Raw genomic sequence first — 23,741 nt, 5'->3', positions numbered from 1 at the left:
TGTCGAACAATCGACACGCGTTGGCAGACAACCAATGGATGTGAAAGCAGGTGCTCGGGTTGGATCTGGACCTGTCCGCGGTGCGCGCGATGGTCGCGATCAGCGAGGAGGGCCAGTTCGGGCTGGCCGCGGCCGTGCTGGGTATCAGCCAGCAGGCGGTGTCGAAACGGATCGCGAAGCTGGAAAGCCAGCTGGGCGTCCCACTGTTCGAACGCCGAATCGGCAACGCCGCGTTGACCGCCCACGGCGCGCGCTTCCTGCCGCACGCACGCTCGACCCTCGCCACGGCCGATGCCGCGATCGCGGCGGTGCGCGACTCGCGCATCCTGCGCGTCGCCGTGCACGGCGCCCAGATCGCCGACGCGAACTTGATGCGGTTCTACCTCGAAAAGCACCCGGACGCCGACATCGAACTCATCATGATGGGACCGTCGACCACTTCCCGGGACGCCGTGATCGACGGTCGGGTGGATGTCGCCTTTGCCCGCGGTCACTGGCGCGCCCGTCCACTGCCGGCGCACGTCACCGCGGTGCCCGCCTATCTCGACGCCCTGCATCTGCTCGTCGGAAAGGGCCATCCGCTGGCAGACCGCGACCATGTGAAGTTCGGCGAACTCGGGGCATGGACCGCATGGGTACCCGGCGCCGGCTTCGGCTCCGAAGTCAGCGACTTCTACAGCCGCCTCAGCGACAGCTGCGGCATCACGATCACTACCGAAAGACACCCCGGCGGGATCGGATTCGCGAACGTGGTCGACCGCGTCGCGGACTCCACCACCCTGGTCACCTTCGGCGGCGAGGGAACCACGACTCCGTGGCATCCGAACATCCGCCGCATTCCCATCGTCGACCCCACGCCCGCCTACCCCATGGCACTGCTGTGGCGCGAGCCGACCGCCGCGCATCCACAGCTCAGCCCTTTGATCGACTACATCAGCGGTTGTTACAACCGCGACGCGGTCGGCGCGATGTGGATACCGGAGCCCGACCGCGCGTTGTTCACACGGTGAACGTCACGCTCGCGCGCATGCGCAGGTCTACTGTGCATCGGGTAATCCGAATGCATGGGTGATCCGTTGGCCGCCAACGCATCCGGGTGGTCAAGCTATGATGTGGTCGGGGCGGATGTGGACAATCACGCGCTCGACGTTGCGTCGCTGCTCGTACGGATAGGTATCCAGATCCAGGTACTTGCGCGCCAACCGGTCCAGGAATGCTTTCCCGGGGTCCGGCTCGATCATCACGACGTGGCCGCGGATTTCCAGATAGCGATAGGGGTCGTCGGGATCGAGGATCGAAACCGACACCCGCGGATCGCGCCGGATATTGCGATATTTCTGCCGGTCCGTGCCGGTGGAGATGAGCAGCCGCCCGCTGACCGGGTCGAAGTCGAACCACACCGGGTGTGATTGCGGCGCACCGCCGGGTCCCAACGACGCCAGGTGGGCGAAGGCTTTCTTGCCGAGTATGCCGATGTGGCTGTCGAGGATCGTGGCGGCCCGCGTGTCGCTGCCGCTCGTTCTCCGGTTGATGTCGTCGACATCGCCTGTCCTGTCGCGGAACTCGGCCACTGTTTCTCCTCGATGTCGTGATGTGGAGCCGAAGTGGGCGATCACACCCTCTCGCGAGAGATCACGAGCTTCCGGATTGTCAGTATGTTGACATGCCCAGTCTGTGTCAAGATACTGACATGAGTCAAGAGGAGACCGTGGGTGAACTGGAGCAGTCGGTGGGTTACGTCCTCAAACAGGCCCAAGCCGCCCTGCACTCCGCGATGGACGCGGTACTGCGCCCACTGGAACTGACTGTCGCGCAATACGCCTGCCTCGAACTACTCGGCCGAAACCCGGGAATATCCAACTCCGAACTCGCCCGCGGTGCGTTCGTCACCCGGCAATCCATGAACCTCGTGCTGCGCGGACTGGAAACCCGCGGCCTGCTCAGCCGGCCCGGCCAACCTCCCCGCGGCCGCGCACTACCCACCCAGCTCACCAGCGCCGGACAGAAGAAACTCCGCGCAGCCAGCGTCGCCGTACGCACCATCGAACGACAAATGTTCGCTCCGCTGTCCGCGGAACGACAACACCGACTGCGCGACGATCTGGTCGCCTGCATCTCCGCGATGCCACCGGCCACGTGAGACCCGTTCAGCGGGGCGGCATTTCGCGATGTGCGTCGAGCGCGGTCGAGTTGTCCGGTGGGTGGAATTCGCGCAATGGGTAGCGACTATGCCATTGCCGCCGGCATCGGCTCGGGTGTTCGGGGACGGTTGACCTGCCGCAGTAGCGCGAGGGCTTCCTGGGCGGGCGACCCGGCGGAGGTCGTGCACACGATCAGCGCTTGGCCGGGGGCACGGGCGATCGAGAGGGTTTGCTGTGTCACCGTCACCGGGCCCACCACGGGATGGTGCAGTTCGTAGGACGCCGCGTCGCATGGTGCCACGCGGTGGTCGCGCCAAAGCGTGACGAACTCGGGGCTTTTCATCGTAAGCTCGCCGATCAGTTCCGCGAGCAGTGGATCGTCCGGGTACTTGCCGACAGCGATGCGCAGGTTGCCGACTATCGCGCGTGCCTTGGTTTTCCAGTCCGCGTACAGCTCCCGGCAATGCGGGTCCAGGAATAGCATCCGGCTCATATTCGGCCGCCGCGCCGGGTCGTCCGGGCCGCGGAAGTCCAGGTGCCCAGCCAGCAGGGCGTGGCCGAGTGCGTTCCATGCCAGCACGTCCGTGCGCCGGCCGAGCACCAGTGCCGGGACACCGTCGACGGCGCGGAGCAGGTCGCGAGTCTCGTCGACGAGCTTCTCGGGGCGGGGACGACGCACCCGTGGGTGGTGGCGGGCGGCGTCGGCCAGTCGGTCGAGGTGTTCGCGCTCGTGGTCGTCGAGTCGTAGCGCGCGGGCGACCGCATCGAGTACCTCGGCCGACGCCCCGCGGGACGTACCTTGTTCCAGCCGTGTGTAGTACGAGACGCTGACCCCGGCCAGCTGGGCTAATTCTTCGCGGCGCAGGCCTCGGACTCGCCTGCGCGTGCCGGTTTCGCGCAAGCCGACGTCCTCCGGCTCGAGCCGCGCGCGTCGAGCTCGGAGAAAGTCGCCGAGTGGGCCGGGTCCGTTCATCTCTTCAGTATCCGGGGCCCGGCACGAGCCCAGCCACACCCTGTCAGGGGTAGGACAACGCGGGAGTGGTTCGCGCCCGATCGCACGGACAGACTCGGCCACATGGACCAGTTTCCCGAACAGATCATGCTCGGCGACGTCACCGTCACCCGCATCAAAGAGTATTACGGCTCCGTCGAAATGACTCCGGCGCAGTTCTTTCCGGACAGTCCTGCCGATTCGTGGCACGAACACCGCCACGAATTGGCGCCGGACTTCTGGAACCCGGAAACGGATGAGTGCCACTCCACCATTCAGTCCTGGTTGCTGCACAGCGAGGGACGCACGATCCTCGTCGACACCGGCGTGGGCAACCACAAGGAACGGCCCTACGCGCCCGTGTGGAGCAGGTTGGACACCAACTATCTCGACAATCTGGCCGCCGTCGGCGTGCGGCCCGAGGACGTCGACATCGTGGTCAACACACATCTGCACATCGACCATGTCGGCTGGAACACCCGGCTCGACGGCCGAACCTGGGTGCCGACCTTCCCCAACGCCACCTATCTGATGCCGCGTCGGGACTTCGAGTTCTGGGACCCGGCCAACGAATACACCTCCGTGCTCGGTCGCGGTAACCAGAACGTTTTCGAAGACAGCGTCGCACCGGTCCAGCAGGCGGGGCTGACCCACCTGTGGGACGGGTCGTACCGAATCGACAAGAACTTACGACTCGACCTGGCTCCCGGCCACACGCCCGGCTCGTCCGTGCTCACCTTGCAGTCCGGCGGCGATCGAGCGCTGTTCGTCGGGGATCTGATGCACACCGCGCTCCAGGTCATGGAGCCGGAGACCAACTCCTGCTTTTGTGAGGATCCGGTCGAGTCCCGGGCCACCCGCTACAAGCTGCTGGGGTCCGCCGCCGACAGCAACGCGCTCGTCTTCCCGGCCCATTTCGGCGGCCACGGCGCGGTATCGGTCGAGCGCAGCGGGTCGCGGTTCGCGATCAAGGGGTGGGCCGGTTTCTCCCGGATCTCCTGATCAGAAAGGAAGCAATTCCCATGGCTCAGTCCACAACTCCGGTTGTCGAAACCCCGGCGGGCGCCATACGTGGCCACCGTGACAGCTCCGGCGAGCTCTACCGCGGCCTCCCTTACGCGGCAGCCCCGATCGGCCGCGGCCGTTTCGAGCCACCCGCGCCGCATCCGGGCTGGTCCGGTGTGCGCGATGGCACGCGGCCCGCGCCGACCGCCCCGCAGCCCACCCGCGATTTCGGCCTGCTCGATATGACGCCCTACTTCGGACCGGGTTGGGTACGCGGCGCGGAGTACCTGACCGTCGACATCCGCACCCCCGCCGCCGACGGCGGTGCACGTCCCGTCATGGTCTTCGTGCACGGCGGGGGGTTCGTCAGCGGCTCCACGCGCGCCGCGATCTATGACGGCGGCGCCTTCGCCCGCGACGGCGTCGTCCTGGTGACGGTGAACTACCGCCTCGGTGTCCCCGGCTTCCTCGACCTGGAAGGAGCTCTGCCCAACCGCGGACTGCTCGACGTGCTCGCCGCGCTCGGCTGGGTGCACGACACGATTTCCGCCTTCGGCGGTGACCCGGAGAACGTGACCGTCTTCGGCCAGTCCGCCGGTGCCACAATTGTCGGCGGGCTGCTCGCGACACCGGACGCTCGAGGTCTCTTCCGGCGGTCGATCATCCAAAGTGGCAGCGGCACAGGCGCTTTCACTCCGGAGCAGGCGCGCCGGGTTACCAGTGCGGCAGCTGCCGCACTGGGTATCGAACCAACCGCCGAGGCGTTCGCCACGATCGCGGACGAACGGTTTCTGGCTGTTCTCCCGGCACTGACCGACCTGGACCTACGCACCGGCACCGCCACGGACCCATTGGTCGGTTTGAGCCCGTTCAGCCTGGTGCTCCCGGTCCAGCCTGCCGATGGTCTCGGCGACGGCCCAGCCGATGAGGTCGACCTGTTGATCGGCACCAACACCGAGGAAGGGCGTCTTTATCTCGTGCCGGCGGGCACGCTGGAGTCGACGACAGAGGCTGACCTCCGCGCTGTCGCCGCTCGAGTGCACCCGGACCCGGAAGCCACGGTTGCCGCGTTGCGCTCGGCACATCCGGACGCGACACCGGGCGAGTTGCGCTCGGTGCTCCTCGGCGACGCCTTGTTCGGGGCCGGTGCGGCGCGTATGGCCGGGGCCCACGCCGGAATCTCGGGTGGTCGAACCCACGTCTACTCATTCGGCTATCGCTCGACAGCCCTGAACGGCCGCCTCGGCGCCGCCCATACCGTCGAACTGCCGTTCGTGTTCGACAATGCCGACGAACCGTGGCTGCACGGGGCCACCGGTCTGCTCGGACCCGGCGCCGCCCCGCGTGGCCTCGCGGCCCAGATGCACGCCGCCTGGGTCGCATTCGCGACAACCGGAGACCCGGGCTGGCCGGCGTATGCCCCACAGCGACCAGTGGTGCGGAACTTCGGCTACTGAGCCGCTCGGCATCCGAGCAGCCCGAAACGGCTTTGCCCGCTTGGGGCCCCGGCTTTCACGCGGCGGCCCTGACCTTGATGCCCGCGTTCGCCCCGCGCACGTTGCGTTCATGCCATAGGACGTACGCCGCGGTCACGATGAACAGCAGCAGGTAGCAGCCTGAGTAGAAGGGGACGGCGAGGTGGGCCAGCCAGGTGGGGAGGTTGTCGCGGGGGAGCATGAACAAGCCGAGGCCGATGGGGTGGGGTGCGTCTCGCATGGGCGGTCGTTCGGGGTAGTTCCACCACCAGCAGAAGCTGATGAGGAAGACGAGGATCGGCAGCGCCCAGCGTAGGTGCACTCGGGTGGTCCGCGCGTAGTGCAGCGCGAGGACGAACAGCGGGACGAACCACACCCAGTGGTGTCCCCAGGAGAACGGGGACAGGCACGCCGCGGTCATGCCCGCCAAGGTGATCGACAGCAGGACCTGCCCGCAACGATAGGCACGAACGCTCGCGGCGAGTCCCAGCAGGACCAGCGGGGTGGCGACGGCCAGCCACATCCAGGTGGGTGCGGCGTACACGGTCGCTGTGGGACTGTGTACGGCGTAGCGCTCGATGTCGTAGAACCGCAGCATCTGTGCGAGGAATCCGTTGACGGATTGATTGGCGGGCGAATCGACGGGGCCGACCCGGCCGGTCGCGTCGAACTGGCGTCCCCAATAGGTGGTGGAGTCGGTGGGCCGGATCAGGAAGCCGATGCCGACCGTGGTCGCGAAGGCGGTCGTCGCGATCCAGAAGGCCCGCCACTGGCGGGTGCAGGCGAGATAGACGAGGAAGAACCCGGGGGTGAGCTTGATGCCGGCCGCGATGCCGACGCCCGCACCACGCAGCGTGGCGGTGCGGGCGCGGGTTAGATCCCATACGCAGAGCAGGACCAGGAAGATATTGATCTGCCCGAGCCAGATCGTGGTCCGCACTGGTTCGAAGGCCGTGCAGAGCACCGCTAGGAGAGCGGCGAACAGCCAAGTGCGCCAAGTATTCCGGTAGTTCAACGCACGTAGGCAGACGGCGACCAGCGCGATCAGCGCGACCATGATGGCGACCCACCACACCGCCTTGGCCACCACTGGAACGGTCAGGGTGAACGCGACGAACAGCAGCGCGGCGAACGGCGTGTAGGTGAACTCCATGTCGAAGAAGACCGGAGTGTCGTACAGGCTGACTCCATAGCGGACGGCTTCGCCGCCGGCGGTGTAGACGTACTGGTCGACGTCATTGTTGAACAGGCCGTAGTAGGGGCTCCCGATCGGGATGGCGTAGATATGCCAGACCAGGGTCGCCACCGCCGCCAGCAACGCGGCTATGAGCATGCGGGTCGAGATGTCGTGCCGTGGTGCGCGGTCGTCCACCGTTGTCGTCATTCTCGATCCGGATCCTCGGGTCTGGGCACACAGTGCGCTATGCGACCCGTCGGCAGGCTGTGACGGGCGGTTTACGTTGGATGGTAGGACCTTTCGCCGCTCGTCCGGTAACGGGGCTCGCCGTCTGCCGACTGGGCGGGTTCGACCGCGGGTGGGACCGCGCACACGGTACCCGGCCGGTAGCTGCCGGTGGCGGATTGTGGTTTCGTGTGGTTGAGCAGTGGTTACCGCGATCCGTTACCCTGGTCGCTGCTAGAAAGATCGCTCGAGGTTAGGAAAACATGGGAAGCACCGCGCTCGATATTTTCGCTTTGCTCATCAACCGCGCCGCGGCATTCTGGAATTGGATGGCCACTGGCTCCGCCGGATTCCCGCCGCTGTGATGCCGAGCTGAGCGAATCTTGGCGAAACCCCCTGGTCGGTAACCTCGTTCGAGGATATGACCCGGGGGTTTTCTCATGCGGGGACGCGGTCGTCGTCGTATGTTGTGGGACATGAGCGTTGGTGGCGAGCGGATTCGCACACCGCGCTGGTTCGTGGGCACCATGGGTTTGCTCACCCTGGTCGTCGCGGCCCTGTGCCTGGCCCTGTGCTGGGTGCTCGCCGCGCAGGGCACTTTCGTCGCCAAAGCGCTGCTGTGGGCAGCGTTGGTGGGGTTCGGGCTGGTGTCGGCGGCGCTCGGACTGATCGGCCTGATCCGCTATCACGCGATCCAATTGTGCCTGGCGGCACCGCTGTTCATCGGCGCGCTGGCCGCGCTGGTCTGGTACGAGATTCCGGAACGGGCGGGGTGGGAGATCACCCGCGGCATCCTGGAAGACCAGGCGGTCGACTGTGTGAACCCGGGGGAGCGCACCCGGTTGGGCGTCTACCTGGTGCGTTTCGTCGAGCGCCGCGACGGCGGATGCCTGTTCTATATCGACGGCGGTGACCTGGATCGGTCCGGGTTCGCCTACTTCCCCGATAATCCGCCGCCGGTGCTGGGGCGGCCGCCGGGGCCGGGCATCGGATACGAAGACTTCGACGGCGATTGGTATCGCTTCACCGAGAACACCTGAACTCACCCGCCGCACGGCTGCTGAACGTTAGCCAACAGCCCGGTGGGTTACTGTCGGTCCGCTGTGTCTGTTTGGGGGCATGTGAAACGGAGGAGCGATGGGTCTCGGATCGGTGTTCGTCAGCGAAGCAGTCGGTACGGCAGTGCTGCTTCTGCTTGGCACCGGAGTCGTAGCCAATGTATTGCTGGTCAAGTCCAAGGGTTTCGATGGCGGATGGCTGCTGATCAGCTTCGGCTGGGGCCTGGGTGTGATGGCCGGTGTGTACCTGGCGTTCAAGACCGGCGCGCACCTGAATCCGGCAGTCACCCTTGGCATTCTGACCAGCGGCGCCGATGATTACGCGCCGGGCATTCCCGTGACCTTCGGTGCCACGGCGACCTATCTCGCCGCGCAACTGACCGGGGCCTTTGCCGGTGCGTGCCTGACCTACCTCGCTTACAAGAAGCATTTCGACGCCGAACCGGACGCGGCCAAGAAGCTCGCCGTTTTCGCCACCGGACCCGAGATCCGCGACTACCGCTGGAATCTGCTCACCGAGATCATCGCGACCTTCGTGCTGGTGCTGGTGGTGCTGTCGTTCGGGAACACGCCGTCGGGTCTCGGCCCGCTCGCGGTGGCGCTGCTGGTTGTCGGTATCGGCGCTTCGCTCGGCGGACCCACCGGTTATGCCATCAATCCCGCCCGCGATCTCGGCCCCCGGTTGGCGCATGCCGTCCTGCCGGTCGGGCGATCCGCTCGGACGCCGGTCGCGGCCGGCGCGCACCCGCAAGCCGATCCGGGACCGGCGCGACCGGCCGGGACCAGCGATTGGAGCTACGCCTGGGTGCCGGTGCTCGGGCCCGCACTCGGCGGCATCCTCGCCGGTGTCGCCGCACAGTTTCTGTTCTGAGCGATCAGCTCGGGCGCGGCTCGATCCACAGCGCCTCAGCCAGCGCACAGAGGCTACCGTCCGCAGTGGCGAGCGCGACGCCGACGGTGTACTTGCGGCCCGCTCGATGGGCCGCCCACGCATACGAAATGTACTCCGCGCCAACGGAAACCGGCCGCAACTGGGTGCCGGTCAGCGCGGCGGTCACCGCACCGGGGCGCATACCGCGCATGGTCATCGCCGCCCACCCGCCGGGGCAGTCCAGCAGGGACCAGACGTGTTCGGCGCTGAGCTCGCCTCCGGCCCCGCCCAATGCCGGGTCCGGACTCCACGCACCCGCGATCAAGTCGTGTCCGGGCAGCTTCGAGGTGAAAAGGCGCATACCGCGCCCTGGTTCGCAATCCGCCCCGCAGCCGAAGCAGTCGCCACGCGAGCGTTCGGGGGAGGACAGCGCCGCCGCCGTGGCGGCTTGCGCCTCGGCCCAGGACGGTGCGGGCGGGGCCGCGATGGTGACCGTCGCCTTCGCGGTCTGCGCGAGCAGCAGACCGTCGGCGTTGCTGAGCGCGCGCCCGCCGGACTCGGTGGCGGTGATCGTCAACGGCGTCTCGACCGGCACCGGAGCCCGGAAGTCGACTCGCAACTCCGTCGGATCCTCCGAGTTCGCGGCGAGCACTCCGGCGACGTACCCGCCGAAAGCCACCTCCGGATAGCCGTGCGCATACCCCGGGATACGGACCGCCGCCTCAACCATGAACCAACCCTTCGCAACTCCGCCACTCCCGCTCGACCCTACCGAGGAGGTCCGACAGTCCCCGCGTGGGCGGTCTCTCCTTCGGGTCGTTACTGGCTCGGCTGTGGCAGATCGATCTGACAGTCGGTGACTTTGGGATTCATGCCGAGGTAGTTCAGCGGCCCGGCGAGAATGGTCACCGCGATGGTTCCGGTGCTCGCGCAGTTGTTCGGTGCGTCGGTGTAGTAGTCCCGCTGCGCGCCGGCGATCGCGCCAATGATCAGCCACCCGAACACCACTACCGCGAGCAGACCGGTGATCCTGGAGCGGCCACCGCCGCGCATCCGCCGGCTGTCGCGTTGATAAGTTCTCATTGTCGAATCTCCTTGTTGCCCAATGGGTGACACTGTCAGGTCGTCGGCATCGACTACATTCACTCCGGCAAGAACCGTCGCACAGGCCGGTAGGTTGCTGTGCTACTGCCGAATCCGGTACCCGTTGCCCACTGAATCGAGGCCCGGGTCGACGATCACGAGATCGTTCGAGCCGATGACGCTGGTGATCGGGTGCTGCGCTGATGCTCGGAGCCTGCGCTGGCGAGGGTGTCTATCGAGTCGCGTTGCCGATGACCAGTGCGTGGACGACCTCCAGCAGGTCGGCGTCGAGTTCGGCGGCGATCTGCGCGGCGGTGGGCATCCGCCCCAGTCGCCGGTCGAGCGCGATGGTGGCGGGGCCGATCGAGTGCCGAATATCGGCGAGGCGCTGCGGCATTCGCGTCACCGATCCGGGCGCGCGGAAATGCGAACGGACGGCATCGGTGACCACGGGTACCGCCGAGTGCAGGAATGGCTTGCTGCCATCGTGCCGATCGATAGCCCTCGTCATGCCCGATCGCGCGGCCCGCAGCAATTGCTCGAAGGCTGGCCCACGGCCGTCGAACCTGCGAGCGATGTGCTCGGCCAGCGGGAGACAGCTGGCGAGCAGTTCCTCTCGCACGACGATTCGACGAGGGTCGTCGTGCCGCAGCTGGGCGAAATCGGCGAACAACTGCTCGATGGCGTAGAAGCCGCCATTGCCCTCGTTCTTGCCTGGCGCCGGGCGGAGAAGGGTCGTGGTCGACTGGGGGCTCATGGTGTTGCCTCGGATCCGGCTGAAAGGCGATGGCGGTCTTGGATTCCCTCAGTAGACACTGTTGCGCAACTAATGTCAACGCTGTAGGCCTACACTATGAACATGACTACTTCCCTTGTGGCAGGGGCTTTTTCAGCGGAGCCCACCGGTACGGCCGTCGCACTCAGGATCGTGCGTTATGTCCTGCGAGAGCGGATGTCAACGTCGTAGCCCTACACTGACTGTGTGATGGCAGAAACTTCGCGAACTCGTTCGAAGGGCAAGTCCAGTCGAGTCACCCGGGACATGGTGCTGGCGTCCGCGCTGGAGATCGTCGATCGTGAGGGTGTGGAGGGTCTGTCGATGCGGCGGCTGGCCGAGGCGGTGCAGCGGGATCCGATGGTGGTCTACCGGCATGTGCCGAACAAGGCGGCGGTGCTCGACGGGGTCGCCGAAATGGTGTTCGCGCAACTGACCGTCGATCCCACCGACCCGGACTGGGTCAATCAATTGCGCACTGTCGCCAGAGAATTCCGGCAACTGGCCCTGCGGCATCCGAAAGTGGTGCCGCTGCTGGTGACCCGCCCGTTGTCGACACCGCTGGGGCAGCGCCCGCAGTCGGTGTTGCGGCCGCTGGAAGATGTGCTCGCGCTGCTCACGCGGGCCGGTTTCGCCGGCCCCGACGCCCTGCACATCTATCGCGCGCTGTTCGGATTCCTCTACGGGCACGTACTGAACGAACTCCAGGAAGTCGTGGAACGGCCGGAAGAAACCGACGACCTGCTGCGGCTCGGCCTGCATCGCCTCCCGGTAGGCGATTTCCCGCTGCTACGCGGTCTCGCCTCCGACCTGGCTTCCTACGACGGCGCCGCCGAACTCGAACGGGGCCTGGACATCTTGCTGGCCGGTCTCGCCGCCACGCTGCCCTACCCCAGCAGGTAGCCGCCACGTGCAACGGGCTCGGCGACCCCGCTCGCCGAGCCCGCACGCGATTTTCTCAGCCGAGGCTGAAGGGCTGACCCCACAGGGTCACCACGGAAACACCGTGCGCGCCACGAACTTTCACCAGCACGAAAGCGCGTGCCTGGGCGTAGCCCGCGCATCCGTCGAGCGCCAGGGTGGCGTCGGTCCAATTGACGCTGCCGGTGGGGCCGCGGAAGGAATTGGCGCGGCTGTGCTCCTCGTTGCCGTAATCGTCGGGAGCCTCGAAATCGAGGAGCATGTGCCGCCCGGTCTGACCGGGACCGAGGGTGAGCCTGCCGCCCGCTCGCGAGGACACGGACACATTCTCGTCGCTCAGGCTGGTACTGCCGTTGCCGGTGAGACTGCCGCCGCCGATGTCGACTTGGCAGCCCACCACATAGCCCGGCGCGATCTTCGCGCCGACACTCGACCGGTCGCCTCCGGTGAGTTCGACGTGCGCGGTACCGGACACCCAGGTGTTGCGGTGCAGGGGCGTGCTGGCCAGAGAGGGGTTGATGGTGGCCGACTCGCCGACCAGCCGGACCGTGATGGTCATGCCGTTGGGCAGGTCACGAATGATCTCGCCACCGGGCAGCGGAATGAAGGTGTCGGCGCTCGCGGCTCCGGCGGACAACAAACCGATTGCGGTGGCGGCAGCGGCGAGTCCGGAGACGGCCGCGCGGTTTCTACGGTTGAACATGAAGATTTAACCCTTCGAGGGTTCGGTGCGGATTGATGTGCTGACTACGCCGCCGGCTCAGCCGATGCTGAACGGCTGCCCATAGAGGGTCGTCTTGGTGTGACTCTCGCCGATGATCTCGAGGTTGGTGTACGCGCGAGCCTGCGCGTAACCGGCGCAGCCCTCGATCGACATCTCCACGTCGGTGTAGTCCACGGAATACGTTCCGGGCTTGACGATGTCGGCGCGCTCGAGCTGCACGAACCGCACCTCGCCGGGCTTGATCCGCACCCCGATCGAGCCGCTGATGCTGGCCGACTGGAGGGTCGCGCCACCGGACGCGCCCAGCGAGACGGCGTTGTCGGCGATGCTGACCTGGCAGCCGATGATGTACCCGGTGTTGAGCTGGGACGCACCGAAGGTGGCGGAGTTGTTGCTGCCCGGGTTGTTCGAGGGGCCGGAATCGGGCCCGACCTTCCCCTCCGGTGTCTCGGTGACCTCGGCGACGACCATGCCCGAAACCCACACGACGCGGCCCGCGCCATTTGCCGCCAAGGACGGCGATACCAGGGCCCGCTCACCCGTGCGGGTGATGACGGCGCCGGGCGCCACCTTGTGGCCGTCCGGCAGCGGCACGAGAACGTCGGCCGTGGCTGTGCCCGGTGCGAACAGTCCGACTGCCGCGACCGTGGTGCCCAGGATTCCGAAAGATCGCGTGAGCAAGCCGGATCCGGTGCTCGGATTAGTTGTCATCTCTTCCTGACTTCTCTCGGGGTATGCCCGAGGCAGTGGTGCCATCAGTACATGCGTCCAGCAAACTCACGCCGGGCGCATGCAAGGAAAATTAGCCTAACCTGATTGGCACTGACTATGCCGGGTGCGCTATGTGACTCCCGGTTCCGCGCGTCGGGACCGCCGAGATGCGGCAGCCGGCAGGAAGTTTCGAGACGATTGCGGGCTACCTGCCCGCGCGCGCCACGGCGAGTGTCCCGACCTTGTGGTCGGTGATCGAGGACAATGATGCCGAAGGGGGAGGCGTGGTTCTTCGGACGGAGGGGCAAAGTCGTTGGGGCGCTTGGCGTATTTCCTGCGGTGGCGACGGTCAGCCGGGCGTCGTTTCCATGCGCTGCGTCCCGATGACGGACAGCAGCCGCAGCGCCTGTTCGGCGGGCGAGCCGGGGTTCGCGGTGTAGAGGATGACTCGCTGGTCGCGGTCGGCGATATCGAGCACATCGCGGTTCACCGAGATGGGGCCGACGAGCGGATGGTCGAAGGTCTTGCAGAGGGTGGGGCCGTCGGTGACGTCGTGCGCTGCCCAGAGCTCAGCGAATTCCGGACTGCCGGAGCGGAGCTCGCTGATCAGGGCGGTCAATTCCGGGTCGTCGGGGTAGCGGGCCGCGGCCGCGCGCAGATGCTGTGCGGCGGTGCGGCTGAACTCATCGGCGTCCGAGATCCCGTAGAGCCGACGCCCCGCGCGGTGCGGGCCGAGGAACGCGCGGCGGAGGAGATTGCGGTCGCGCCGGGACAGCGCGGAGAAGTCTTCGAGCAGGGCGGCGGCCAGGTCGTTCCAGGCGAGGACCTCATAGGCGGCCGAGAGCACGAGCGCGGCGGTGTCGGGCAATCGGCGCAGTAGGTCCAGGATGCTCTGGCGGACCTCCCGTGCGGGTCCGGGCGGCGGCCCGGGCGGAACACCGGCGAGGTGATGCAGGTGATCGCGCTCGGCATCGGATAGTCGCAGGGCGCGGGCAAGCTGGGACAGCACTTCTCGGGTGGGATGCGGGCCGCGGGCCTGTTCGAGCCGGGTGTAGTACTCGGTCGAGATGAACGCCAGCTGCGCGACCTCCTCGCGGCGCAGCCCCGGGGTGCGGCGGCGTTGCCCGGCGGGAAGCCCTACGTCGGCAGGGGTGATGCGTTCACGTCTGCTGCGCAGGAACCCGGCCAGTTCTCCTCTGTCCACCGGTTCAGTGTGTCAAGGCGGGCAAATCCATCCAGGCACCGCCGGTACCTGGATAGGTCCGGCGGACGCGGACAAGCTCGGCGATATGACCAACACACCATCCACGACCCCCGGTTTGCTTGTCGGCAAAGTCGTCTTCCTCACCGGCGCGGGCCGCGGCATCGGCGCGGCCGCCGCACGATTGTTCGCCCGGGAGGGCGCTCAGGTGCTGCTCGCCGCCCGCACCGAGACTCAGCTGAAAGCGGTCACCGAGGAAATCCGCGCGACCGGCGGCACGGCCGACTATGTCGTCTGCGACCTGGCCGACCCGGACAGCGTCCAAGCCGCTGTCGATCGGTGCGTGCGGCGCTACGGCCGGCTCGACGGCGCCTTCAACAACGGTGCGACGGGCCAGCCACCCGGTCCGCTGGACCAGTTGTCGCAGGCCGATTTCGACCATGTCTGCGCCGTAAACCTCAGGGGCCCTTGGCTGGCCATGACCGCGGAGATCGCCGCCATCCGCGCCACCGCGCGACAGGGGGCGATCGTGAACACCTCCAGCGTCGGCAGCCTGATGGGCAATCCCGCGCTTCCCATCTATGGTGCGGCGAAGCGAGCTCTGAACAGCCTGACCGAATCCGCCGCTGTCACCTATGGTCCAGAAGGCATCCGCGTCAACGCCATCGCGCCCGGCACCACGCTCACCGAGATGCTGCACGAGTGGGATGCGAAGTCGCCGGGCACGATCGACCAGCTCAATGCCCGAACCCCCTTGGGCCGGGCGGCCGCTCCGGAAGAGATCGCCGAGGCCGCCGCCTGGCTGCTGAGCGATCGTTCCTCCTATGTCACCGGGACGGTCCTGCGGGTCGATGGCGGAATGCGGGCATGACTTTCCGACCTATTATTGACCGATTGGTCTAGAACTGCGTATCGTTCCGGCCATGGCAAGGGCAAAGGAGTTCGATCCGGACACGGTGTTGGAGCGTGCGCTGGAGCTGTTCTGGGAACGTGGCTACGAGGCGACCTCGATGGCGGACCTGGTGCGCCACTTGGGAATCGCCAAAGCCAGTATCTACGCGACCTTCGGCAGTAAGCAGGAGTTCTTCGCCAAGGCGCTGCGGCGGTATCTGGATATCTCCGACCCGCAGATCATGAACGAGTTGTCGCAGCCGGGTCCGGTAGTGCCGGCGGTACGAGCGCTGGTGTGGCGCTATGCGACCGAGGCGGCCGAGGACGAGCGTCATCTCGGCTGCCTCGTGGTCAACAGCGCGGTCGAGCTCGCCGCTCGGGATCGGGGCGTGGCGCGGCTGGTGGAAGCCAGTTGGGCGCATCTGGAAACAACACTGACCGCCGCGTTACTGCGGGCCCGAGCGCAAGGCGAGCTGCCCGCGGATGCGGATCCGCGCGCGTTGGCGCGGTTCCTGCTGGTGTTCCTGCAAGGCGTGCGAGTGCTCGAACGCACCCCGGACGCGGCCGTTCGATTACGGGACGCCGCGCGGGTAGCGGTGTCGGTCCTGGGCTGACCGGGTTCATTTCCGGCATCCCTCGGTCGCGCCGTTTTTTCGGCTTCAATTCAAGACCGATCGTTCTAGAAAGAGTGGGGAAGTATGTCAGCGACAGAGATGACCGGAGCGCTGCCGACGGCACGCCGGGCCGAGGCGGCGTTCGCGGCGCTGGCAGCGGTGCAGCTGGTGATGATCGCCTCGATCACCATGCTGACCGTGGCATTACCTCAGCTACAGCGGGATTGGGGCTCGAGTTCCGCGGAACTCGTGGTGCTCGCCACCTCCTACAGCGTCACGTTCGGGGCGTTGCTGCTCGTGGCGGGTCGCGCCGCCGATCGGTACGGTCCGCGCCGCACGGCGATCGGAGCGCTGGCGGTCTTCGCGGTGGCCTCGGTCGCCGCGGCCGCCGCGCCGGGCATGACGGTCCTGGTAGCGGCCCGGCTCCTCCAGGGAGTCGGCGCGGCGTTCGCCGTGCCGGCGGCAATGGCGCTGATCCCCGCGGTGTTCGCCGACTCTGGCCGCCGGATCCGCGCCACGGCTGTATGGGGTGTGCTCGCGGTCACCGGAGCCGCTGCGGGAACGGTGATTTCGGGCTTCCTGGTCGACGCGGTGTCGTGGCGGTGGCTGTTCATGCCCGTGGCGCTCATCGCGTCGGGCGCGGCCGTCGTCATCGCCGCGCTCGTTCCGATAGATCCGCCCGCGCGGTTCCCACATGCGGCGATAGCTCCGGTGAGCACCGTCGCGGTCACCGCCGGTCTCACCGCTCTGCTCTATGGTCTCGCGGCGGAATCGCTGCCCCTGGCCGGAGCGGGGCTGCTGCTGCTCGCGGGATTCGTTGTGACGCAACGCCATTCCTCCGCGCCGTTGCTTCCGGTGCTGGCCATTCCGGGACGGGCGGGGTTGGCGGCGATCCTGATCTCGGCGGGGGCCAACGCGTCGCTGTACTACTTGCTGACTCTGTATCTGGCCTCTGTGGGATACAGCCCGGCGGGCATTTCGGCGGCCTTCGTGCCCGCCGCGATCGTGGTACTGCTCGCCGGTCCGGCTGCGGCTCGACTGCTCGGCCGCTATGGCGCCCGTGCCGTTCTCGTCACCGGCCTGCTGCTCGCAGCGGCCGGCACGGTGCTGGTCAGCACGCTGGGTCCGTATCTGGGTCTGCAACTGGCAGGGCTGCTGATCTTTCCCTTCGGTGTCGGACTTGCCCTTTCGGCGGCGATGGCCATCACGATGGCCGCCGCAGGTCCCGCGCGGCAAGGCTCGACCGGTGGGCTGGCCAACACCGCGATGGAGACCGGCCCGCCGCTCGTGCTGGCTCTGGTCGCGCCGCTGGCCCGGACCTACGGCGACACCACGGCATTCCTGGTTCTCGCCGCGGCTCTGGCTGCCATCGTCCCGATCGCCCTGCTCGCTGTCGGCCGCGCTCGCTCGGACGGCTGAGCCGAAACCGCGCAGCCATTCGGTTTTCTGGTCCCAAAATCCCGGCTGAGCATCAACGACGTGGCATCATCTCCGAACGGAGAGTCGTTTACATTCCATTCCGAGCGAAGGGGATCGATTCTGACGCCCAGCGAGTTCGTGTACACCGGCCGGGACAACCTGGAAGCGATGTCCGGCGCCGTCAACTACAACCGGTTTCTGATCGACTGTGTCGACAAACACGTCACGTCGCCGAACCTGCGAATCCTCGACTTCGGTGCGGGCAGCGGAACTTACGCCGATATGTTGTCCGCGCGACAGATCATCCCCGACTGCCTCGAGCCGGACACGGAGCTGCGAAAGCTGCTGCATGCGAAGGGCTATTGCGTGGTCGAGGATGCCACGCGCAAGTCCGGCGCCGATACCTACAGCCTCATCTACACCTTCAATGTGCTCGAGCACATCAAGAACGACCAGGAGGCCTTGGAGCAGATCGCTTCCCGGTTGTGTTCCGGCGGCACGCTCGTCGTCTATGTGCCCGCGCTGGAAATCCTGTTCACCTCGATGGATACCAAGGTGGGTCATTACCGGCGCTATCGCCGCACCCAGTTGAACCGCATCCTGCGCAACGCGGGATTGGAGGTCGTGGAATCCCGCTACTGCGACCCGATCGGCTTCTTCGCGACACTCGTGTACAAGATCGCCGGAAGTGACGACGGCACAATCAATCCGCGTGCGCTCCATTTCTACGATCGGCTGGTCTTTCCGCTCAGCAAGGCATTGCAGCGCATGACCGGCAAACTGTTCGGCAAGAACGTCTTGGTTGTCGCCACCAAACCCTGAGGCCGCCGCACAGCGAGGCCACCGACGCGTCGCGCATCGTCCCTCATCAACGACAATCGAAGGAGCTGACAATGGGTAAGACGCGAAGTGTGCTCGGTGTGTCGCTATTGATCGCCGGAGCGGCCACGATGACGGTGGTCGCCGCCGCGCCCGCGGGAGCCGAGCCCCGGGATTGCACGCTGCACCGTTCGCCGACAGGTGCGGCGGCGCATTGCGGCGGGGACGGCACCTACATTCTCGAAGTCGACTGTGTCGGCGTGAATTTGGCCGGTGGTCCGATCGTGGGGACCTACAACAAGTCGGTCACCGGCTTCGCTGATCCCACGCCCGGCCGGGAGCTCTACACCCACCCCGGCCGGGACTGCATGATGCCGGTGACATTGGGGCAGATCGGGTTCGCACTCGACGCCAGGATCACCCCGTTTCCGACGCGGCCGGGTCTGCCGTCGAATGCTTACGAGTACGACCCGGGTCGATAGGCGCAACCGGCGCCGCCCCTGTACTGAGCCGGTTTCCATTCCCCGGCAATCCTGATGTCGAGAATCCCGGCCCGGCTCCGTCCCAGGGGCACAGCGGCGATCACGGGCCGCCCGACGAAGGAGAATCACCGCCATGCGCAAGCTCATAGTCCAGCAGTGGGTCACCGCGGACAACATTGTCGCGGAGGAGGACGGAGGGCTGAGTTTCGTCTCGGTGGAGCCCTTCTCGGAGACCACCGACCAGGTGTTCAAGGCAAGCGTGCTGGGTCTTATCGACTCGGTTGACACAATGATTCTGGGCGCGAACACCTACGCCCAATCGACCGGCTGGGCCGATGCCGAGGATCAGGGTGAGTACGGCGAGAAGCTCAACAACCTCACCAAGTTCGTCGCCTCGTCGAAACTGGACGACGCGCCCTGGGGCGACTTCCCCGCCGCGACCGTAACCCGCGACCCGGTCGCCACGGTCCGCGAACTCAAGGACCAGGACGGCAAGAACCTCTGGCTGTTCGGGAGTTTGACACTCATGCGCTCGCTGTTCGACGCGGGCCTCGTCGACGAAATCCAGATGCTCGTCTGCCCGGTCACCCGAGGCAAAGGCACACATCTTTTCGACGATCGGCGAGACCTGAAGCTGATCGAGGCCGCCTCGTTCGCCAATGGAGTGATGCTCGTGCGCTACGCGATAGCGAAGTAACCCCCCGCGTACCCGGCGGCGGGCCGTTGGCCAGGGATCGGCCATCCCTGGTCAGCGTCACGTATCTGCGGAGGTTCGCCCGCCGCCAGCGGTCCGCTTGCTCCGGCCGCGGTGATTCAAACGACCACGGCAAGCAATGTCGTCGCCGCCTCCGTCAGCTCGGGATCGCCACGAAGGTCAGCTCGGGCACGCGCCTCCTCGACGGTGATCCCGCGACTGGCCAGACGCCAGAAGGTGTCCTGGTCCATGCGAACAACCGCGGCGGGCTCGTCGACCTGCGCGGTCGTGAGCTCCCAGCGCGCACCGTCGGATACCGCCGACCAGTGACCGCCCGCGGGGCCGCTGATCTCGAAACGCACAGTCGTGCCCTCGGGCCGCGCCTGCTCGCGTAGTGCCCACGGCAACGCGTGCAGAAAAGTCACGAGCACCGGGCCCAGCAACGCGGCGTCGTCCGCGCCGGGGCGCGACACCGCGTCGCGGATCTGCTGCTGATGGACCCAGAATTCGGTGTATTCGCGGGCGATATCGAGCCACGCCGGACTGGTACCGAGTCCCGCCCAGGAAACGTTGAGCCGTGCGGGTTCGGTGAGATCGACGGTGGTTGCCCAGACCGAATCCAGTTGGGGGCCAAGATGTGCCAGTAGATCGGTGAGCACCCGGGGGCTGCCTTGGCGCATCGCGCGCACGAATTCCTCGTTGACGCGCGCCAAGTAGGACGGCAGGGTCTCGTCGTCGGCGAACACCGCACCGGTGTGCCCGTCCCGGCTGCCGGAGATCCGTCGTAGGTAATCGTTGAGGATGTGCGCGGCGATGTCGGCCACATTCCAGCCCGGACATACGGTCGGCTGCTGCCAGTCGGCGGCGTCCAGAGAATCGAGCAGCTCGAGCAGCGCCTGCCTTTCGCCGCGGAACAGCGGGCGGGTATCGAGGGGAATCATGAGTGCGCAGTCAACCGCACGCGGGCCTGACGAGCCACCGATTTTCGACAACCGGAGTCCGGCACGCCTTGACCGATGTCAACATGCTGACATATGGTGATTTATGTCAGGATACTGACACGTACAGAAGGAGCACCATGCCCGCCACCGGTCCCGATTTCCTCTCGCTCCAAGCGCGCGATCTCGCGGCTTCGCAGGCGTTCTACGAGCGGTACCTCGGCCTCGTCCGCTCGCCGGCCGGACCGCCACACGCCGTCGTCTTCGCGACCGAGCCGATCGCCTTCGCGCTCCGCGAGATCATTCCCGGCACCGATCTCAGCACCGTCGCGCACCCCGGCATCGGAGCCGCGATCTGGTTGCACGCCAACGACGTTCAGGCCATTCACGATGCGCTCGCCGCCGACGGTCACACCATCGTCTCCGCGCCGATCGACGGCCCCTTCGGCCGGACATTCACCTTCGCCGACCCCGACGGCTACCAGATCACCCTGCACGACCGTGCCTGATCGAATGCCACTGGACATATACCGCCGCGAAATAAGCCGGGGTCGAAGCGGCAAGCGTCACCGATGAGTTCGGTGATCCGGGCTCGTCTCAACGGACATGAACGCAGATATCTCGCAGGGCGAATCGCCGATCCGGCTCTACATGTCGATGTCGCTGGACGGTTTCATCGCCGGCCCGGATGACCGTCCAGGGCAGGAACTCGGTCGCGACGGCGGGCGGCTGTTCAACTGGCTCGACGATCGGATGTCGGACGGCCCGAGCGGGCAGGTGTTCAGCGAAGCCTCGGCCACCGGGGCGGTGATCTCCGGTCGGCGCACCTTCGAGTTGGCCGGGCGCTGGCAGGGCGACCACCACGACGGCGTGCCGATCCTCGTCCTCACCCATCACATCGACGACGACGATGTCCCGCCGGGCAGCGCGCGGTTCGTCACCGATGTCGGAGACTGTGTCGCGCGCGCCCGTGCCGCCGCGGGCGGCCGTCCCGTGCTCGTGCACGGCGCGGGTGCGGCGCAAGCGCTGCTGCGGGCCGGGTTGCTGGATGAGATGGAGATCCACCTCGTGCCGGTTCTACTGGGCGAGGGACGCCGGTTGTTCGACAGTCTGGGGCCCGACCACATCGAGCTCGAGTTGATCCGGCGGCTGGAAGCCCGCGATGTGACGCACCTTCGCTACCGCGTGCTGCGGGATCAGCCCGGAGATCAATCCACTTGATCGGTGCGCGGGTGTACTGCATCGTGATCGCATTCTGTGCTCGGCACCGCTGACTTGTCGGCCACAAGCCGGTTGGGCGTGCCGCAGTCGTTGGAGAGTAGAGAGCGGAGTTCATGTTCACCCCTCCTTCCGCTATCGGTGCGGCGGCGATCGCGGAGGTGGTCGCGGCGCAGTGGCTGCCCGACATCGCCGAGATCAGTTATCTGCCATGGGGATTCGGCGCGCATCATTGGCGTGCGACCGGCCGGGAAGCCGTGTTGTTCGTGACGCTGGATCAGCTCGAGCCGCGACACACCGCGGCGTCTTTGGAGGCTGCCTATGCCGGGGCGGCCTCCTTGTCGGACGCCGGTCTGCAGGTGGTGTGCCCGCCATTGCTCGCACGGTCCGGACGCTTCACCGTCGATGTCGGCGCGGGTGTGCTCAGCGCGACGCCGTGGCTGCGCGGCCGCAGCCCCAGCAGCGCCGAGGCCGGCGAGCCCAGCCATGTGCGGCAGGTCGTCAGCGCGCTGGCTGCTCTGCACGCCTCGGCTCCGCCCGCCGGTCTGCGGTCATGGACCCCGCAAGTAGGTGCCGACTTTCCCGATCTCTTGCGCGCTCGCACCGCCGAACCATGGACGAGTGGTCCACTGGCCGAATCGGCCCGCAACGCTCTGGCCGCGCACCACGATCACATCGCGGACTGGACGCACCGCTACCTGGAGCTGTCGGAAACCGCCCTGGCCGAACGAGATTCATGGGTACCCACCCATGGTGAGCCACACAACGACAACCAGGTCGTGACCGCCGACGGCCTGCGCCTGGTCGACTGGGAGTCACTGGCGCTGGCGCCACGCGACTACGCCGACCTCCCGGCTGCCGCCCTGCCGCATCCGGACCCCGCAATGGTCGAACTCTTCGCCTTGGACTGGCGCCTGGCCGAAATCGCCGAGTACGCCCGATGGTTCGCCGGCCCGCACACCGGCACCGACGACGACCACACCGCCCTGCAAGGTCTGTATGAGGAATTGGCGCCGGGCGTGCGATAGACCCGCTACCGGATCAGCCGATGCCGAGGCCATGGCATACGGTCTCCGGATGTCCGTTTCACCCGATTCCGCGCCGCCCGTCGCGGCAGCCCCGCCGACGCGCATCACCGAGATCGACATCCTGCGCGGATTCGCCCTGTTCGGCATCCTGGTGGTCAATGTCTTCGTCGCGACGCAACTGTGGGACTTCGGCAACGCCCGCGACTTCGAGCAGTCGTCGCGCGACAACGGGCACTGGGTACTCGCGATACTCGACGCTCTGTTCTCCGGCCGGTTCTACCTACTGTTCGCGTTCCTGTTCGGATATTCGTTCACCCTGCAGATGGCGGCGGCGCGGCAGGCGCGGGTCTCCGAGCGAGCTCGGTTGCTGCGACGATGTGTGGCCTTGGGCGCGATCGGGTTCGCGCACGTGTCCCTGTTGTGGCTCGGTGACATTCTCACTTTGTACGCGGTCCTGGGCCTGGTTCTGATCGCCTGCCGTCACCTGCGCCCGCGCACCGCCTGGATCGCCGGCGCCGTGCTCTACATCACATCGGTACTGATGCCCGGTATGGATGCGGCCTTCTACGCAGTCTGGAACGTGCTCGACTTTCCGAGTCTGCGAGCGGATTTCACCCGCGGCTTCGCCGAGACCCTGGATGCCCAGACGACGGTCGGGCCGAAGTTCATGCTGCTGAACTGGTTCGGGCAGGCCCTGCCGAGCCTCGGTTTGCTGCTGATCGGCATGGCCGCGGGTAAGCGAGGAATCCTGCACCGTCCCGACATCCTGTACCGGTGGGCGCCTCGAACCGTGCGGGTCGGTCTGCTTGTGGGCCTGCCGGTTTCGCTGGTCACTTTCGCCGACACCATGCGGTGGATAGACCAGCCCGAGACCTGGTCGGAACTCCAGGCTCTCGTCAACCCGCTGATGACGTTGGCCTACGTCGCCGCCATCATGCAGGTGGCGGTCTACGCGCCGTTCCTCCGGCGCTACCTCGAATGGCTGGCTCCGGCAGGGCGAATGGCGGCGACGAACTACATCGCGCAATCGGTCGTGCTGATGGCCCTCTACTCCGGTTACGGGCTCGGCCTCGCCGACCAGGTGCCGCCCACAACGATGCTGGCACTGGCGCTGCTGACCTTCGCCGCGCAGGTGGGGTTGAGCGGGTGGTGGTTGCGGGGTCATCAGTATGGGCCGGTGGAGTGGATGCTGCGCTGCGCGACCTACCTGACGATCCCGTCGTGGCGGAAGCCGGGCTGAGCTACGCCGAGGCTCAACCTGCGACCTGTCGTTCGTCGAA

Annotated in this window: 27 protein-coding genes; 17 read left to right on the top strand and 10 right to left on the bottom strand. The window is 66.8% G+C overall.

Going from position 1 to position 23,741, the window contains the following annotated elements:
* The first annotated feature begins 50 nt into the window (after nucleotides 1–50).
* Nucleotides 51–1,010: a LysR family transcriptional regulator gene (locus tag BJ987_RS26440; protein WP_307869766.1), complete on the top strand. Its 960-nt coding sequence runs from the start codon at nucleotides 51–53 to the stop codon at nucleotides 1,008–1,010.
* 90 nt (nucleotides 1,011–1,100) lie between these two features.
* Here BJ987_RS26440 and BJ987_RS26435 read toward each other — a convergent pair whose 3' ends face one another.
* Nucleotides 1,101–1,571: a PPOX class F420-dependent oxidoreductase gene (locus BJ987_RS26435; RefSeq protein ID WP_209895230.1), complete on the bottom strand. Its 471-nt coding sequence runs from the start codon at nucleotides 1,569–1,571 to the stop codon at nucleotides 1,101–1,103.
* 119 nt (nucleotides 1,572–1,690) lie between these two features.
* Between BJ987_RS26435 and BJ987_RS26430 the strand changes: the two genes are divergently transcribed.
* Nucleotides 1,691–2,140 (top strand): MarR family winged helix-turn-helix transcriptional regulator, encoded by a 450-nt coding sequence (locus tag BJ987_RS26430; protein WP_209895228.1) that lies wholly within the window; start codon nucleotides 1,691–1,693, stop codon nucleotides 2,138–2,140.
* 86 nt (nucleotides 2,141–2,226) lie between these two features.
* On the opposite strand, the gene BJ987_RS26425 is transcribed toward BJ987_RS26430, so the two are convergent.
* Nucleotides 2,227–3,114 carry a helix-turn-helix transcriptional regulator gene (locus BJ987_RS26425; protein ID WP_209895226.1) on the bottom strand — a complete coding sequence of 296 codons (888 nt, stop codon included), beginning with the start codon at nucleotides 3,112–3,114 and terminating at the stop codon, nucleotides 2,227–2,229.
* A gap of 102 nt (nucleotides 3,115–3,216) precedes the next feature.
* On the opposite strand from BJ987_RS26425, the gene BJ987_RS26420 reads away from it, so the two are divergent.
* Nucleotides 3,217–4,134, top strand: a complete 918-nt coding sequence (locus BJ987_RS26420; RefSeq protein WP_209895224.1) for an MBL fold metallo-hydrolase — start codon at nucleotides 3,217–3,219, stop codon at nucleotides 4,132–4,134.
* A 20-nt stretch (nucleotides 4,135–4,154) separates the two neighbouring features.
* Nucleotides 4,155–5,594, top strand: coding sequence for a carboxylesterase/lipase family protein (locus BJ987_RS26415; RefSeq protein ID WP_209895222.1), 1,440 nt, complete (start codon nucleotides 4,155–4,157; stop codon nucleotides 5,592–5,594).
* A gap of 55 nt (nucleotides 5,595–5,649) precedes the next feature.
* Here BJ987_RS26415 and BJ987_RS26410 read toward each other — a convergent pair whose 3' ends face one another.
* Nucleotides 5,650–6,996 (bottom strand): glycosyltransferase 87 family protein, encoded by a 1,347-nt coding sequence (locus BJ987_RS26410; RefSeq protein ID WP_209895220.1) that lies wholly within the window; start codon nucleotides 6,994–6,996, stop codon nucleotides 5,650–5,652.
* Between the two features lie 494 nt (nucleotides 6,997–7,490).
* Between BJ987_RS26410 and BJ987_RS26405 the strand changes: the two genes are divergently transcribed.
* Together BJ987_RS26405 and BJ987_RS26400 are read left to right on the top strand one after the other, a co-directional pair.
* On the top strand, nucleotides 7,491–8,054 hold the full coding sequence (locus BJ987_RS26405; protein WP_209895218.1) for a hypothetical protein: 564 nt from the start codon (nucleotides 7,491–7,493) through the stop codon (nucleotides 8,052–8,054).
* Between the two features lie 97 nt (nucleotides 8,055–8,151).
* Nucleotides 8,152–8,943 carry an MIP/aquaporin family protein gene (locus BJ987_RS26400; protein WP_209895217.1) on the top strand — a complete coding sequence of 264 codons (792 nt, stop codon included), beginning with the start codon at nucleotides 8,152–8,154 and terminating at the stop codon, nucleotides 8,941–8,943.
* 4 nt (nucleotides 8,944–8,947) lie between these two features.
* Here the strand turns inward: BJ987_RS26400 and BJ987_RS26395 are convergent, their stop codons facing one another.
* The 3 genes from BJ987_RS26395 to BJ987_RS26385 all read right to left on the bottom strand — a co-directional run bounded on the left by BJ987_RS26395 (nucleotide 8,948) and on the right by BJ987_RS26385 (nucleotide 10,783).
* Nucleotides 8,948–9,673, bottom strand: a complete 726-nt coding sequence (locus tag BJ987_RS26395) for a PaaI family thioesterase (protein ID WP_209895215.1) — start codon at nucleotides 9,671–9,673, stop codon at nucleotides 8,948–8,950.
* An 89-nt stretch (nucleotides 9,674–9,762) separates the two neighbouring features.
* A complete protein-coding gene (locus BJ987_RS26390) occupies nucleotides 9,763–10,026 on the bottom strand; it encodes a hypothetical protein (protein WP_372446890.1) in 264 nt (87 codons plus the stop codon).
* 232 nt (nucleotides 10,027–10,258) lie between these two features.
* Complete coding sequence (locus BJ987_RS26385; protein WP_209895213.1) at nucleotides 10,259–10,783, bottom strand: hypothetical protein; 525 nt, start codon at nucleotides 10,781–10,783, stop codon at nucleotides 10,259–10,261.
* Nucleotides 10,784–11,011: 228 nt separating this feature from the next.
* On the opposite strand from BJ987_RS26385, the gene BJ987_RS26380 reads away from it, so the two are divergent.
* On the top strand, nucleotides 11,012–11,704 hold the full coding sequence (locus BJ987_RS26380) for a TetR/AcrR family transcriptional regulator C-terminal domain-containing protein (protein WP_209895211.1): 693 nt from the start codon (nucleotides 11,012–11,014) through the stop codon (nucleotides 11,702–11,704).
* Nucleotides 11,705–11,759: 55 nt separating this feature from the next.
* On the opposite strand, the gene BJ987_RS26375 is transcribed toward BJ987_RS26380, so the two are convergent.
* The 3 genes from BJ987_RS26375 to BJ987_RS26365 all read right to left on the bottom strand — a co-directional run bounded on the left by BJ987_RS26375 (nucleotide 11,760) and on the right by BJ987_RS26365 (nucleotide 14,361).
* Complete coding sequence (locus tag BJ987_RS26375; protein ID WP_209895209.1) at nucleotides 11,760–12,425, bottom strand: MspA family porin; 666 nt, start codon at nucleotides 12,423–12,425, stop codon at nucleotides 11,760–11,762.
* A 57-nt stretch (nucleotides 12,426–12,482) separates the two neighbouring features.
* A complete protein-coding gene (locus BJ987_RS26370; protein ID WP_209895207.1) occupies nucleotides 12,483–13,157 on the bottom strand; it encodes an MspA family porin in 675 nt (224 codons plus the stop codon).
* Nucleotides 13,158–13,506: 349 nt separating this feature from the next.
* Nucleotides 13,507–14,361, bottom strand: a complete 855-nt coding sequence (locus tag BJ987_RS26365) for a helix-turn-helix transcriptional regulator (protein ID WP_209895204.1) — start codon at nucleotides 14,359–14,361, stop codon at nucleotides 13,507–13,509.
* A gap of 85 nt (nucleotides 14,362–14,446) precedes the next feature.
* Between BJ987_RS26365 and BJ987_RS26360 the strand changes: the two genes are divergently transcribed.
* From BJ987_RS26360 to BJ987_RS26335, 6 genes are all read left to right on the top strand, one after another.
* Nucleotides 14,447–15,229 (top strand): SDR family NAD(P)-dependent oxidoreductase, encoded by a 783-nt coding sequence (locus tag BJ987_RS26360; RefSeq protein WP_209895202.1) that lies wholly within the window; start codon nucleotides 14,447–14,449, stop codon nucleotides 15,227–15,229.
* Between the two features lie 52 nt (nucleotides 15,230–15,281).
* Nucleotides 15,282–15,863, top strand: a complete 582-nt coding sequence (locus BJ987_RS26355; RefSeq protein WP_209895200.1) for a TetR/AcrR family transcriptional regulator — start codon at nucleotides 15,282–15,284, stop codon at nucleotides 15,861–15,863.
* 84 nt (nucleotides 15,864–15,947) lie between these two features.
* Nucleotides 15,948–17,282, top strand: coding sequence for an MFS transporter (locus tag BJ987_RS26350; protein ID WP_209895198.1), 1,335 nt, complete (start codon nucleotides 15,948–15,950; stop codon nucleotides 17,280–17,282).
* Nucleotides 17,283–17,342: 60 nt separating this feature from the next.
* Complete coding sequence (locus BJ987_RS26345) at nucleotides 17,343–18,104, top strand: class I SAM-dependent methyltransferase (protein WP_209895196.1); 762 nt, start codon at nucleotides 17,343–17,345, stop codon at nucleotides 18,102–18,104.
* Between the two features lie 71 nt (nucleotides 18,105–18,175).
* Entirely contained in the window at nucleotides 18,176–18,583 is a 408-nt protein-coding gene (locus BJ987_RS26340) for a hypothetical protein (protein WP_209895194.1), read from the top strand.
* Between the two features lie 133 nt (nucleotides 18,584–18,716).
* The gene (locus BJ987_RS26335; protein ID WP_209895192.1) at nucleotides 18,717–19,280 is read left to right on the top strand and encodes a dihydrofolate reductase family protein; all 564 of its coding nucleotides are present in this window, start codon (nucleotides 18,717–18,719) and stop codon (nucleotides 19,278–19,280) included.
* 116 nt (nucleotides 19,281–19,396) lie between these two features.
* Here the strand turns inward: BJ987_RS26335 and BJ987_RS26330 are convergent, their stop codons facing one another.
* Nucleotides 19,397–20,218, bottom strand: a complete 822-nt coding sequence (locus BJ987_RS26330) for a maleylpyruvate isomerase family mycothiol-dependent enzyme (RefSeq protein ID WP_209895189.1) — start codon at nucleotides 20,216–20,218, stop codon at nucleotides 19,397–19,399.
* 137 nt (nucleotides 20,219–20,355) lie between these two features.
* Between BJ987_RS26330 and BJ987_RS26325 the strand changes: the two genes are divergently transcribed.
* The 4 genes from BJ987_RS26325 to BJ987_RS26310 all read left to right on the top strand — a co-directional run bounded on the left by BJ987_RS26325 (nucleotide 20,356) and on the right by BJ987_RS26310 (nucleotide 23,701).
* The gene (locus BJ987_RS26325; protein WP_209895187.1) at nucleotides 20,356–20,724 is read left to right on the top strand and encodes a VOC family protein; all 369 of its coding nucleotides are present in this window, start codon (nucleotides 20,356–20,358) and stop codon (nucleotides 20,722–20,724) included.
* Between the two features lie 97 nt (nucleotides 20,725–20,821).
* Entirely contained in the window at nucleotides 20,822–21,436 is a 615-nt protein-coding gene (locus tag BJ987_RS26320) for a dihydrofolate reductase family protein (RefSeq protein ID WP_209895185.1), read from the top strand.
* A gap of 113 nt (nucleotides 21,437–21,549) precedes the next feature.
* Complete coding sequence (locus BJ987_RS26315) at nucleotides 21,550–22,461, top strand: phosphotransferase family protein (RefSeq protein WP_209895183.1); 912 nt, start codon at nucleotides 21,550–21,552, stop codon at nucleotides 22,459–22,461.
* Nucleotides 22,462–22,510: 49 nt separating this feature from the next.
* Nucleotides 22,511–23,701 carry a DUF418 domain-containing protein gene (locus BJ987_RS26310; RefSeq protein ID WP_209895181.1) on the top strand — a complete coding sequence of 397 codons (1,191 nt, stop codon included), beginning with the start codon at nucleotides 22,511–22,513 and terminating at the stop codon, nucleotides 23,699–23,701.
* The last annotated feature ends 40 nt before the right edge of the window (nucleotides 23,702–23,741 follow it).

It is taken from the genome of Nocardia goodfellowii, from assembly GCF_017875645.1.
In the GTDB taxonomy this organism is placed as follows: Bacteria; Actinomycetota; Actinomycetes; order Mycobacteriales; family Mycobacteriaceae; genus Nocardia; species Nocardia goodfellowii.
Note: the sequence above shows the minus strand (reverse complement) of the source record. Positions and strands in the feature narration are given on the sequence as shown.

Coding starts and splice junctions, on each gene's coding strand:
- BJ987_RS26430 (WP_209895228.1), top strand. CDS start 1,691: ATGAGTCAAGAGGAGACCGTGGGTGAACTGGAGCAGTCGGTGGGTTAC.
- BJ987_RS26425 (WP_209895226.1), bottom strand. CDS start 3,114: ATGAACGGACCCGGCCCACTCGGCGACTTTCTCCGAGCTCGACGCGCG.
- BJ987_RS26420 (WP_209895224.1), top strand. CDS start 3,217: ATGGACCAGTTTCCCGAACAGATCATGCTCGGCGACGTCACCGTCACC.
- BJ987_RS26415 (WP_209895222.1), top strand. CDS start 4,155: ATGGCTCAGTCCACAACTCCGGTTGTCGAAACCCCGGCGGGCGCCATA.
- BJ987_RS26410 (WP_209895220.1), bottom strand. CDS start 6,996: ATGACGACAACGGTGGACGACCGCGCACCACGGCACGACATCTCGACC.
- BJ987_RS26405 (WP_209895218.1), top strand. CDS start 7,491: ATGAGCGTTGGTGGCGAGCGGATTCGCACACCGCGCTGGTTCGTGGGC.
- BJ987_RS26400 (WP_209895217.1), top strand. CDS start 8,152: ATGGGTCTCGGATCGGTGTTCGTCAGCGAAGCAGTCGGTACGGCAGTG.
- BJ987_RS26395 (WP_209895215.1), bottom strand. CDS start 9,673: ATGGTTGAGGCGGCGGTCCGTATCCCGGGGTATGCGCACGGCTATCCG.
- BJ987_RS26390 (WP_372446890.1), bottom strand. CDS start 10,026: ATGAGAACTTATCAACGCGACAGCCGGCGGATGCGCGGCGGTGGCCGC.
- BJ987_RS26385 (WP_209895213.1), bottom strand. CDS start 10,783: ATGAGCCCCCAGTCGACCACGACCCTTCTCCGCCCGGCGCCAGGCAAG.
- BJ987_RS26380 (WP_209895211.1), top strand. CDS start 11,012: ATGGCAGAAACTTCGCGAACTCGTTCGAAGGGCAAGTCCAGTCGAGTC.
- BJ987_RS26375 (WP_209895209.1), bottom strand. CDS start 12,425: ATGTTCAACCGTAGAAACCGCGCGGCCGTCTCCGGACTCGCCGCTGCC.
- BJ987_RS26370 (WP_209895207.1), bottom strand. CDS start 13,157: ATGACAACTAATCCGAGCACCGGATCCGGCTTGCTCACGCGATCTTTC.
- BJ987_RS26360 (WP_209895202.1), top strand. CDS start 14,447: ATGACCAACACACCATCCACGACCCCCGGTTTGCTTGTCGGCAAAGTC.
- BJ987_RS26355 (WP_209895200.1), top strand. CDS start 15,282: ATGGCAAGGGCAAAGGAGTTCGATCCGGACACGGTGTTGGAGCGTGCG.
- BJ987_RS26350 (WP_209895198.1), top strand. CDS start 15,948: ATGTCAGCGACAGAGATGACCGGAGCGCTGCCGACGGCACGCCGGGCC.
- BJ987_RS26340 (WP_209895194.1), top strand. CDS start 18,176: ATGGGTAAGACGCGAAGTGTGCTCGGTGTGTCGCTATTGATCGCCGGA.
- BJ987_RS26335 (WP_209895192.1), top strand. CDS start 18,717: ATGCGCAAGCTCATAGTCCAGCAGTGGGTCACCGCGGACAACATTGTC.
- BJ987_RS26330 (WP_209895189.1), bottom strand. CDS start 20,218: ATGATTCCCCTCGATACCCGCCCGCTGTTCCGCGGCGAAAGGCAGGCG.
- BJ987_RS26325 (WP_209895187.1), top strand. CDS start 20,356: ATGCCCGCCACCGGTCCCGATTTCCTCTCGCTCCAAGCGCGCGATCTC.
- BJ987_RS26320 (WP_209895185.1), top strand. CDS start 20,822: ATGAACGCAGATATCTCGCAGGGCGAATCGCCGATCCGGCTCTACATG.
- BJ987_RS26315 (WP_209895183.1), top strand. CDS start 21,550: ATGTTCACCCCTCCTTCCGCTATCGGTGCGGCGGCGATCGCGGAGGTG.
- BJ987_RS26310 (WP_209895181.1), top strand. CDS start 22,511: ATGTCCGTTTCACCCGATTCCGCGCCGCCCGTCGCGGCAGCCCCGCCG.